Consider the following 13,189-nt stretch of genomic DNA (forward strand, 5'->3'; position numbering starts at 1 on the left):
ATGGCTCGCTTGGAGGCCAACCTCGAGGCCCTGCGTGTCTTGCGTCGGCTCCAAGCTGAAGAACGAACTGCCACCGACGATGAGCGGCGGGCCATGGCGCGCTGGTCGTCATGGGGCGCTCTGCCGAACGTCTTCGACCCGTCGAATGAGAAGAGTGGCCGGCGACGCCGACAGTACGAGGAAGCGCAGGCGGAGCTGCGGCAGCTGCTCAGCGAGAGGGAGTACGCCGCCGCGCGGCGCACCACGCTGAACGCGCACTACACCGACGCCGCGTTCGCGCGGGTGATCTGGCGCGCTCTGCAGGCCTTGGGCTTCAAGGGAGGCCGGGTCCTGGAGCCGGGCAGCGGCGCCGGGGTGTTCATCGGGATGGCGCCCGAGGGCGCCGAGATGACCGGTGTGGAACTCGACGGGGTGACCGCGGCGATCAGCCAGGCCCTCTACCCCCACGCGCGGATCCGCAACGAAGGCTATGAGGACACCCGGATCAAGCCCGGTGAGTACGACGCGGCGATCGGAAACGTGCCGTTTCATGCCGCCCGGCTGACGGATCCCCGGCACAATCCCGGCAACTTCCCCATGCACGACCACTTCATCATCAAGGCCCTGGAAGGCGTGCGGGTCGGGGGAGTGGCGGCCTTCATCACCTCGACCGGAACGATGGACAAATCGTCCAAGGCGGCCCGTGCCGAGATGGCCGAACTCGCCGATCTGATCTGTGCGATCAGGCTGCCCAATGGCGCGCACGCCGCGGCGGCCGGCACGGATGTCGCCACCGATCTGTTGATCTTCCGCCGGAAGGCCCCCTCGCACAACCGGCAGGGCGCGGCGTTCGCCAAGACCAAAGAGGTCCAGGTCGACGGCAAGTCGATGGATGTCAACGAGTACTTCGTCGACCATGAGATGAACGTCCTGGGCCAGCTGACGCCGGGCCGGGCGAGGGGGGAGAAGTTCCGGGCCGAGGTCACCGCGAGGCGCGGGGACACCGCCGCAGCTTTGGACTTCGCGCTGCAGCGCGCCCTGGCCGTGGCGGTGAAGTCCGGGCTGACCATGACCGAGAACCCCGTCCGCCGCGAGGAGGAGGTCAAGGGCCCGGACGCTTACGAGAAGTTCGGCGCGGACGCCGAGCGTTTCGACGGGCGGATCATCGAACTGGAGGACGGGTCGTTCTGGTCGGCGCGGATCGAGGACAGCGAACCGCACCCCTGCCCGAAGACCCAGCGGGACGAGCTGAAGGCGCTGCTAGCGATCAGGGATGCGGTCAGCTCGCTGCTGGACGCCGAGACCACACCCGACACCGACGAAGGCTGGCTGGCCTTCCTGCGAAGCCAGCTCAACCTCCACTACGACGCCTACGTCAAGAAGTACGGGCCGGTCAGCCGGTTTGAGCGGCGGGAGCGGAACCGAGCGCTGGTCTGGGACGACCTGCCCGAGGAGCTGGCGGAACAGCTCCTGGACGCAGCGCTGGAGGTCAGCGGTCACCGGCTGGGCGCCAACCAGCGGGCCGTGATCGAGAACCTCGGTGACGGCGTCATGAACGACGCCGACCTGAAACTCCTGCTCGGTTGGGATCCGGCCAAGGCACCCAGGTCCCTGCGCGAGCCGCTGACGGAACTGCGGCAGGTCCGCGACGAACTGCGCGACGCCGGCAAGCTCAAGGTCTGGGCCCGCGTGCCGCCGAAGCAGGGCGGGTTCGCCGACGACCCGCACGCTCCTCTGGTCTACGCGCTGGAGGAGTACGACGAGGAGACGGGCACCGCCCGCAAGTCCGAGATCTTCACTCAGCGCGTCGCGGCGCCCCGGCAGATTCCCGAGCGGGCAGACACGGCCGAGGAAGCCGCCGCGATCAGCCTGGACCAGCACGGGGAGATCCGTCTCGACGTCGTCGCCCGCCTGCTGGACCTGCCGGACGGGGACGCGGCGCGCGCCGCGCTGGGCACTGCGGTGTTCGAGGAGCCCCACACAGGGCGTCTGGTGCCGGCCGCCGAGTACCTGTCGGGCAACGTGCGGCTCAAGCTCGCGCAGGCCCAGGACGCCGCCGACATCGATGACCGGTTCGCCGTCAACGTCGCCGAGCTCACCCGGGTCCAGCCCGAGGACGTGCCGCCACACGAAATCCGCGTCAAACTCGGCGCCCCCTGGGTGGCCGCCCCGTATGTGCAGGAATTCCTGCGTGAGCTGCTGCGGGACGAGTCGATCAAGGTGGAGCGGGCTGCCGGGTCGACATGGACGGTCACCTGCAGCCGCGAGAAGACCGTGATGAACACGCAGGTGTGGGGCACCGAGGAGATGAACGCGATCTCCATAGTGACCGCCCTGCTCAACCAGAAGCCGATCCGGATCACACCCACCTTCCCCGAAGAGGCCACTCGCGAGGAGAAGGCCCGCCTGCGCGCCGAGGCGATGACCGCGACGACCATCGCGAACAAGCAGGCCGGGCGCATCAACGAAGAGTTCCGCAAGTGGCTGTGGAAGGACGACGAGCGCGCCGAGACCCTGGCCGACCTCTACAACACCCGCTTCAACAGCATCGTCCTGCGCAACTATGACGACCACCCGGCCATGTCGTTCCCCGGGCTGTCCACGGCGTTCGCACCCCGCCCGCACCAGAAGGCCGCGGTTGCCCGGATCCTCAACGAACCCGCGGCCCTCCTTGCCCACGAGGTGGGCGCCGGCAAGACCCTCGAGATGTCCATGGGTGCCATGGAGTTGCGGCGCCTGGGGCTGGCCCGCAAACCGGCCATCGTCGTGCCCAACCACATGGCCGAGCAGTGGACGCGCGAGTTCCTGCAGGCCTACCCCGGCGCGAAGGTCCTGACCGCCTCCACCAAGGACCTCGACTCACGCCGTAAGCGCAAGCGGTTCGCCGCCAAGGCCGCCACCGGCGACTGGGACGCGATCATCATGACGTACGGCGTGATGAAGGCCATCCCGCTGTCCGCGGCCGAGCACCAGACCTACATCGACGCCCAGCTCGCCGAGTTCGACCGCGACCTCGAACGCCGCCGCGAAAAGCTCCGTGCCGAAGGCAAGAACCCCGAGGACGACGACACCGTCAAGGAGGTCGAGGGCAAGAAGCTGGTCCGCGAGCAGGCGCTGAAGCAGCGCATGCGCTCCATCCGGGACTCCGGCCTGTCCTGGGAACAGCTCGGCATCGACTACCTGTTCGTCGACGAGATCCACAACTTCAAGAATCTGTACAACCCGTCCAACAACGCCGGGCTGTCCATTGCTGGGTCGATCCGCGCGACCGACCTGCACATGAAGCTCGAATACATGCGGCGCACCTATGGCGCCCGCGTGGTCACCGGAGCCTCTGCGACCCCCGTGGTCAACTCCATCGCCGAGGCGTACGTGTGGATGAAGCTCCTGCGCCCCGACATCCTCGCAGCAGAAGGCCTGGAGAGCTTCGATGACTGGGTCGCCAACCACGCCGAGATCGACACCTCGATCGAGATCGCGCCCGAGGGCGGGCTGCAGACCAAGTCGCGCTTTGCCCGCTTCACCAACATGCCCGAATTGTTGACGGCCTGGTGGGTGCCCACCGACGTCAAGACGGCAGAAGACCTGGGCCTGCCCGTCCCCGACATCGTCGAGGGCGGGCCGCAGATGGTGAAGTGCCCGGTCACCAGCGTCCATCCGGAGATAGCGGAGATAGCCAAGCGGCGCGCGGCCGACATCCGCTCCCGCGCGGTCGAGCCCGACGAAGACAACATGCTCAAGCTGGCGTCCTGGATGCGGCAGGCCGCGCTCGACCCCCGCCTGGTCGGCTACGCCCTGGATCCCGACGAGGTCACGAAGATCTCGATCGCCGCCGACAAGATCGCCGCCCTGTACCACCAGCACAAGGACGACATCTACCAGGGCCCCAAGGACGCCGATCCCGACGAACTGCCCGGCAGCCTCCAGCTGGTCTTCGCCGACCTCGGCACCCCCTCCAAGGAGGCCCTCAAGCAGGGCAAGTGGACCGTCTACGACGGCCTGCTCATGGAACTCACCGCCCGCGGTGTGCCGGTGGACGGCATCCGCTTCATGCAGGAAGCCAAGACGGACCGCGAGAAGGCCGCGCTCTTCCGCGACTGCCGCAACGGCAAAGTATCCGTTCTGATCGGGTCCACGGAGACCATGGGAACCGGGACCAACGTCCAGCGGCGCGCGATCGCCGTGCACCACCTGGACTGCCCCTGGCGCCCCGTCGACCTGCACCAGCGCAACGGCCGCGTCGTGAGGCAGAAGAACCTCAACTACGACCTCGGCCGGCCCGTCCACGTCTACAACTACGTCACCGAGAACAGCTTCGACGCCTACGTGTGGCAGCTCGTCCTGGGCAAGGCCAAGTTCATCCAGCAGCTGATGAGCGGCAAGCTCACCGACCGCACCATCGAAGACATCGCCATGGAGGACTTCGAGCACATGCTCGAAGCCGTCAGCATCGGCGCCGGTGACCCCCGCCTGCTGGAAGTCGGGCGCCTCCAGAACGAGATCCTCGGCATGGAGGCCGAAAAGCACGCCCACAACGCCGCCCAGGCCGGCTTGCAGTACACCCTCGACACTGAGAGCCGGCGCGCCGACCGCCTCCAGGCCGACATCGAACTGCTCACCTCCATCATCGGCGACGGCACCACCCCCGGCACCCGCCGCTCCACCCGCGGCACCGACTTCTCCATGACCGTGTCCGGGCGCACCTACACGCAGCGCAAGTCCGCCACCGCCGCCCTCGCTTTCCGCCTCGCCGACGCCATCGACGAACTGCGCGGACAGGTGGGCCACCCGCCCGTCGAGGTCGCCGTCCTGGGCGGCGTGCCCGTCTACGCCCGCCTGGACTTTCTCGACCTCAAATTGAACTTCGGCGCCGGGCAGGACGTCCCGGTCGACCCCAAGAAGCTGCGCGACGAGCCCGGCTCCGTCTACGGCACGATCCAGTCCCTCGAATACCGTCTCGCCCACCTCGAAGACGACCTCGTCAAGGCGGGCAAGGACCGGGCGGAGGCGCTGGGAGAGGTCGAGAACGCGCGGGCCCACGTCGGCTCCGAGTACTACGACGACGACAACCTTGCGCAGGCCAAGGCCCAGGTCGCAGCCCTGATGGCCGAACTGGAAGCGGAAGCGCCCGCCCAGAGCGGCGGGCCGGCCGGAGCCGTGCCCAGTTACGCAACTGCGGGCGGCGCCGACGACGGGGCGGTCATGGCCGGCTCCGGTGGTGGAGGGGGAGGCGGGGCACGCCGCTCCCGCAGCCGCTCTGGGGGCACCGGCAGCTCCGCCGGATCTGCTGGATCCGCCGATGGCGGCGCACCGGCGGACGAGCCCCAGGAGGAGCACCCCCACTACACCGACCGGCTCGGCACCCTCATCGCCGAGCGTCTGCTCGCCGAAACGCTCTCCGCGGTCATCGAAAGCCACCCCGATGCCGCCACCAGCCCCGGCGGCCGCAAGCTCGCCAAGGCCGTCGACCGCCTCCTGGACGAGAGCCGCGACCTGCGCCGCCAGCGCCTCGACGCCGATTCTCTCCCAGCCGCCGCCGCGATCGTGTCTCCCCAGTGGTGGCGCACCGCCATCGACGAAGCCACCAAGGCCCTGGGCCGCAACAACCCCCTGGCCACAGACCTCAAGCGCCTGGGCCGACTTGCCGACCTGCACGAACAGCGCTGGACAGCCACCCTGGCCACCCCCGCAGCCCTGGCCCAGTGGGAAGAGTCCGCCGAACCCGAACCCGACCCCTCCGCCGCCGAAGACGGCCGCGAATACGTACGCCTCGACGACCTCGGCCTGGGCGGCAAGTACACCGCCGACAACGAGACCCTCACCGCCCACGCACTGCTGCGCCGCCTCATGGAGGACGCCCCCGCCCTGCTGGCCATCGGCAGCCAAGGCCGCCACCTCGTCGCTCACTTCCGTGACCGCACCCGCCTCGAAGCCGTCTCCAACGACGCCCGCCTCACCGGCCTGGCCCGCCGCGCCGCGACGCCCTCCGCCGCCGAAGCCCCCACCGTCGAGAGCCCAGCGCAGAGCCCGGCCGAAGACCTCGCCGAGACGCCCACCGCGACCAGCACGCCGCCCGCGGCCGCCACCCCGTCCGCAGCCGACGAGCCCGCCCCTGCCCCGGCCGGCACCGGCGTACCCGGCCCGGCGGCGCCACAGCAGACAGCCGCCGCCGAGCCGTCTGCGGCATCAGCCCCCGTCTTCACCACCCAGCGGGAATGGAACCAGGCCTTCGCCGAGGTGGAAGCCGCCGAGCTCGCACTCAGCCGCGCCGCCGACCAGACCTGGGACCGCGCGGACATCCCCCGGGCCTTCACCCAGCTGCGCCGCGCCCTGTTCGAGGCGGTCGCCGCCCACGAGGACCGCGACGGCCACGACACGGAGGCCTCCCTCACCAACTCCCTGACCCAGGCCGAGCGGCTCCTGCGCTCCCTCAAGGGCCGCGACCGCACCACCATGCAGGCGCCCCTGAGCGCCTTCACCGACCTCGCCCGCACCTTCCTCGAACGTCACCGCGCCACCCTTGCCCAGCACGCGGGCGAAAACGACCTGGCCCGCACCATCGAGGCCCAAGCACGCGCCCAGTTCGAAGAGTTCATGGCCACCGGGAGCAAGGACAACCCGCCCCTCATCCAGGCCATCCGCGACGGCGACGACGACGCCGTGCGCACCCGCGCCGCGGCCGACCCCACCGCCAACGGCACCCCCGAAGCCCCTGCAGCTGACCGCGACCCGGCCCCCGCTGCCGTGCCCGGCGAAGACGCTGGCACGAGCGGCAACCCGGTGACCGAGGAGAACTGGATCCTCGGCGAAGACCGGCCCACGCCGTACGCCACGACCAACGAGCATGACTCGGCCGCGAGAGCGCGCGACGACCTGCGTGCGCTGCACGACCAGTGGCAGGAAGACTTCGGGCAGGACCTGCCCGAGGCGCCGACCGAACAACTCCGATCCGCGCTCGCGGAGTTCACCGACTCCTGGGAACAGGCCCGGCAGACCCCCGCCGAGGACTGGGCCCTCCAACTCCAGGCCTACACCCGGATCCGACTGGCCGTCGACACGCTCGCCGTGCACCCGGACTTCGCTCCCGCCGACCGCCGCAGCACCGGCCGGCTGCGCCACCTCGCACGCACCGCCGCCCTCTACGTCGACCGCCTCGCCCACACCCCGCCGCCCGAGCCGGAGGAAGCCTGGCTGCGCGATGCGGCCCGGCTCGCGGACGAACCCTACGCGAGCGCGGAGGAGGTCCAGCGGGCACTCGACGCCTTGGAGGAGGCCGCCGCACAGAGCACCGCGCCCGACGGACGAGGGCGCACCGCACAGCAGATCGCCCTCCTCAAGGCCCGGGTGGAAGCCGCACGGACACCGGGCGGCGCCACCGCCCACCTGATGGCCATGCACGGCCTCGCCCGCGCCACGGGCCTTCCTGACCTGCGCAGCGCAACAGGCAAGCTCCCCACCCATCTCGGACGTCTCGCACAGACGGTGCTCACCGATCCGGACCTGGCCGACACCCTCCTCGCCCACGGCACGCGCCCCCTCGAGGTCGCCTACCGGGATCTCGACCCGGCAGCGCCCTACGCGCACACGGACGGACGGTTCGACCAAGAAGGGCTGGAGCGCTCGCACAGCGCAATCGTCAGCTCCGCAAGCCGGGCCCACGCGCAGAGCCGGCCGAAGAAGGCGGTCACCGAGCGGCGCCTGTCCCGGCTCCTGGAGGAGCTCGACCGCCGCCCCCTGCAGTCTCCCGACGGACAGATCGACCTGGCATGGCCGCATCTGCTCGATGCGGCGGCACAGCTGGCCCGCCAAGTGGGCCGCGAACACGAGGAGGAGGGCTACCACGCCTACAGGGAGCGCGACTTCCAAGACTTCGCGACCGCGGCCGCCCGCCACGCCCGACGCCTGCACGCCACCCTCATCGAGACCGACGCGAACCTCGACGCCGAACTGGAAACCCTCACCCAGCAGGCACTCGCCGACCCCGAGCTGCTCGCCGTGATGGGCACCCCCGCCCACCCGCTCACCAGCAACGCCCCCGTGCCGTACGCCCCGGCGCTCCTGAACTGGCTGAGTGAGCGCGCGGACCAAATGAGCCCGCTGCTGCGCCACATCCTGCACGCCGACTTCACCCCGCGCGGCTTCACCGGCGCCTTCGCACGCCTGGCCCACACTCTCGGCCAGCACGCCACTGGTACCCACGCCGCCCGCACAGGCGGCCGACTGCCGATCCCGCCCCAGTGGCAGGAGCACGCCGACCAGGTTGACCGGCTCCTGGACGCCGCCGCCACTGACCCGAACACCTTTGGGCTCGTGGTCAGCAACGAACCCCTCAACGGCCTCGTCGTCGACCTGGTCCGTGAATGGATACAGGATCAGGTCTACCGGCAGCTCGGCGACCTTGGGTCAGCGCAGGACGCGGCCCTGATCGATGCCTTCTTCGGTGACGACGCCGCGATCGACCTGCTGGCCGTGCATGTGACCGCGCAGACCGCGCAGACCGCACGGCTCGCCCTCCTGCCCGAACCTGGCACCCTGTACGCCGTCCAGCGCGGCGGCGAGCTGTTCGTGTGCCGCGGCGAGGAGCTGACCGACCGGCTCCGCGACACCCCCGGCCTGCGGATCTCCTGGCAGAGCGAGGGCCCGTGGACCCTGTGGTCGCGCGACAGCGGCCGCGACGCCACCCTCGAGGCGCTGTCCGCGCAGGACGATGCCGCCCGCTTCGCCTCCGCCGCCCACGGCCTGGACCCCAAGGCCGCGCAGGCGCTCCTGCACGACAACGCCACCGCCTGGCCCGCCCTGCTCGACCTCGACGCCCCGACCCGCAGCGCGCTCGTCGCCTACGCCGCGACCGCGCCCACGGCCGCCACCGAAGCCGGCGCGCCGGACACCACTGCGGTCGTGCCGGTCGCCGCGGCGGGGGAGTGGGACCTGGAAGTCCTCCACCCCGTCCCCTACCCGCCGGGCTCGCAGGCCGTACAGACCGCCGACCTCCTCGTCCACGACATGGGCCCGTGGCTGGCCGAGAACCGCGCCGCTCTCGACGAGATCACGCCGTGGCACGCCCAGGCCACCGAGGACGCCCTGGCAGACGCCGCCGCGAGCATCCCCGATGAGGGCGGCAACGGCGGGCCCGAGGAGCACTGGCTGGCCATGTCCGAAGCCCACCAGCACCTGCTGCTCCTGCGCGGCGAAGTCACCGCCAAAAGGCAAGCCCACCCCGTGCAGCGGGCCCTGGAACAGCTCAACGTGCTGCTGCGCCGCAGCGACAACCACCTGGCGCGCGCCGCCGCGCGCGGCCTGCCCGAGCTCGACCGCAACCGTCTTCGTGCGGCTGCCGGGAAGATCATCTACGCGCGGCCCGAGGATGCGGTCGCCGCCCTGTCCGACCTGCAGACCGCCTGGCGCACGTGGGCCGAGGAGCTGGGCCCGCTCGACGCCCTGCCCGCGGCGGAACGGCACACCGTCATCGCGCTGTCCGCCCTGCTCAACGAGCCGAAGCCCGGCGCCATGCCCAAGGGCTGGTATGCCCTGCTCGCCCAGGTGGGCGACCTCACGCGCCTGAGGGCCGCAGAGGTCTCCGACCGCTTTCTCGGCTGGCAGGCCCTCGACGGCGTCGTGGAGGAAATGCGGCAGCGGTGGGCGGCAACCATGCTCGCCGAGCCGGACCTCGCAGCAGCCGCAGCGAGGCAGATCGGCATCCTGCACCTGACGCCGCCCGAGCTGGCCCCGGCCAATCCCCCCACCGACGGCAAGGACTTCGCCGCCCGGCACGCCTACTTCATCCAACTCCTCGGCCGGATCCAGGACTCGGACGCCCTGCGCGCCGAGGACCGGCACAGCGAGCGGGTCCTGCTCCGGCTGATCGAGACCGTGGCCACCGGCCACGGCGACCTCGATGCGGGCCTGTCCCCGGCGCTGCCCGCCCTGTGCCACACGATCAGCGAGCTGGCTCGGCAGGTTTGGCACGAGCAGGCCGAAGAAGGCCTGCTCCGGCACGGCGAGATGCTGATGGGCCTGACGGACACCGCGGCCCGGCACGCCCGCCTCACCCAGAGCCTCGTCGACGAAGCCGACCCGCAGCTCCAGCAAGAAGCCGCCGCTCTCACCGCGCAGGCCCGCGCCGACGAGCAACTGCTGGCCACGATCCGCTACGCCGCCTCGTCCTCCGCCGAGGTGCCCCAAGCACCGGCCCTGTGGGCGTGGCTGGAACAGCGCCAGCAGGACATGTCGCCGCGGCTGCGGCGCGCCCTGCACAGCGACATCGGCCCGATGGGCGACTTCGTCGGCCTCTTCAGCACCATGTGGCGCTCCCTGCTCGAGACGGCCCCCGCGGCACCGGTCCTGAGCCCGCTGCCCGCCGCCGGAACCGACCTGCCCGCGATGTGGCAGCCGTGGGCCGAACAGGTGGCCGCGATCGCGGATGCGGCCAGCAGCGACATCGACCTGCGTATCCGCCTCGACGGCAGCCACGGCGACGACCCGGACGACCTGATCAGCCGCTTCACCGAGGAACACATCGCTAACCTCCAGGGCCACGTTCCGGCCGGGCTGCTGGAGCTGTACTTCGACAACAGCGACGCGCCCAGCCACCCCTCCGACGTGCTGCACACCTACCTGTTGGAGGAAGTCACCGCCCGCCTGGACGCCGCCCGCCAATCGGGCGCTGCGGCACCGGCGGCCGTGGCGGCACCCGCGCCGGCCGCGTGGCAACTCGCCGACCCGCAGGGCGTGGGCGAGACCGAGGAGTCCTACCCCGACCAGGCCGCCGCCCGCGAGGGCGCCCTGAAACTGGTCGCGGCACTGGGGGAGTGGACCCGCACCTGGACAGGCCGGCAGTACACCGCGGAGAAGACCCTCAAGGAAATCACCGACGCCGCGGCGGCCGCGCTGTGGGCGGACGCCCTGGCCGACCAGATCGGCACCCACGCCGAGGCCGCACGTCTCGCGCAGCAACTCGTCGACCTCGCCTACCAGTTCACTGGCGTGCTCTGGGACGACGGGCGCGGCCACATCAGCGCGAACAACCTGTCCGACGCGGCCTACGACCACGTCGCCCGGATGCACGCCACCGCCGTCGAGCTCGCCGAGAGCGGCGGCACCTGGCCGGCCGGCCGCGAGAGCGACGCACAGCGCCACCTGCGGGAGACGGCCCAGAACATCGACGCGCACATGCCCGCCTCCCAACTGCTGCGCACCGCACGCGCGGACACCTGGGACGAGAGCGCGACCTACACGGCCGCCGAACTGTACGCCCTCGCCGTCAAGCCCTCCACCGGCGCGCCCCAGTGGGACAACGGCGTCCTGCTGCTGACCCGGGACGACGAGCGGCACGTCTTCACACCCGTCGGCGACGACGAGTCCATGAACCTGCGCCGACGCCTTCCCTATGGCAGCCCGCTGCAGGAACTCGCCGAGGCCTTCGAGGCGGCCACCGCCACCGGGCCGCTCACCACCGGAGCAGAGCTCGATGCGGCCGCGGCCGCGCTGGGCAAGCTCCACCGGGACACGGTCCACCTCCTACTGCCGCACCTGGAGCAGGAGCAGGTCAATGCCTTCGACCAGGCGCTGTCCCGGATCAGCAGCGGCGCCGGTGAATGGCGCACGCAGGCCGCCCAGGCCGGGCGCCTGGCGGAAGCCGCCCAGCAAGCCCGCCACATCCTCGAAGCCCAACTCGGCCGCCACAGCAGCCGGTACGCCGCCGTGCCCGCCCACCACGCCCTGGAGCTGGTCGAGCGCGCCGCCGAGCAGCTGGCCGAGCGCCTTGTCCCGGTGCACCTTCCCACGGAAGGTGTGCCGCTCACGCCCGACGAGCTGCGCCGCGACCAGCAGAAGATCGCCGCCCAGATCTACCTCCTCGACCACCTGGCGCCCTTCGACCCCGAAGCACAGAACCTCAGCGCCCAGGTGGAGGCGGCCGTGCGGCTGGTCGGCGGGCACCGCGGTGTCGGCGGATACGCCGGGGACCTCAACCGGCACCTGGTGCTGGCCAGCGCCGCCAAGGCCCTGGCCGACGGCTCCAGCGGCGCCCGCGCCGAGTGGGCTCAGGCCCTGCACAGCGCAACCGCCCACCACATCGAGCGGCTGCGCCGTCACCTCACCACCCTGCCGACCGACGAGCGGCGCCCGGCACCCGCCCCCATCCCCGCCCCCGTCGACGAACCGCTGCTGCCGCTGGGGCCCGAAGCGAAGGCCTACCCCACTGGGCAGGACGCGCGCACCGCGCAGAACGAACTCCTCGCCCTGGTGCGCGCGGTGGTCATCGACGCCGACCAGCCGCAGCGCATCGGGCTGGCCACGGTGGTCCTGGCCGGACTCCTCAAGGCCCGCGACTGGGGCGTCGTCTACACCGACCACGCCGCCCTGGCCGAGTTCGCCGAAGAGGCCCGCGAAGCCGCCCACATCCGCCGCAGCCGTGGCATCGACGGTGGCGCCGAACTCGAAGCCGCGGCCCAGGCCGCCCACGCACACGCCCTCAACCTGGCCGCGACCGCCCGCGATGCGGAGCCGCGCCTGCAGCTCGCTCTGCTGGAACTGCAGGCCCGTGCCGAAGCAAGCCCCGAGCTCATGACTCACGCCGAACCCGGCGCCGATCCGCAAGCCGCCCAGCAGGCGCTGACCGAGTGGCTGTCCGGCACCGCCTGGCAGCAGGACCTGCCCGCCGAACAGATCACTCTGATCACCGACGCGATCGCGCGCGCCGGGACGGTCCCCGGCGGCAGCGGCCCGCTGGCCGCGTGGTGGGGCCGGATCCAGTCCGGCCGCCCCACCGCCATCGCCGCAGCTCTGGAAGCGGAGTTCCCCGGCGGCACCGCCCGCCGGTCGATCACCGCGCTCCGCAACCAGCACACCCCGCTCCTGGCCCAGGCCGAGCGGGTCCTGGCCCTGGACTCCGTCCGCGGAGAACTCTCCAGCCCGCACCACGGCAACCTCGGCGCCACGGCCTTCCGCCACGCGATGCGGTTCCTGCGCGAGGACCCCAAGGCCGAACGGCGCGAGGAGGCCTACCGAGGCGCCCTCACGCTGGCCCGGGCCACCCGCTACCTCGCCGAGCGGGCCGCCGCCAGCAACGTCGACGCCGCCGACCAGGCGGTGATCGCCGAGACGGTGGCCGCCGCCGACGCCCTGGCGGCGGACTGGATCGCCTCCGGCAACGACGAGACGGCCCGCGCCAAGCTGTTCCGCAAGGGCGAGGAGGTCCCGCTCTGTCCGC

General features: G+C 71.5%; 1 protein-coding gene (running past one end of the window). It reads left to right on the forward strand.

Features of this window, described 5'->3' with window-relative positions; translation table 11 throughout:
- Positions 1 to 13,189, forward strand: partial view of an SNF2-related protein gene (locus ACTWP8_RS19865; protein WP_443323492.1) — the beginning only. Its footprint extends 15,092 nt past the window's final position; only the first 13,189 of its 28,281 coding nucleotides appear in the window; it begins with the start codon at positions 1 to 3; its stop codon lies off the right edge, out of view.

This window comes from Streptomyces sp. 7N604 (assembly GCF_052245475.1).
In the GTDB taxonomy this organism is placed as follows: Bacteria; Actinomycetota; Actinomycetes; order Streptomycetales; family Streptomycetaceae; genus Streptomyces.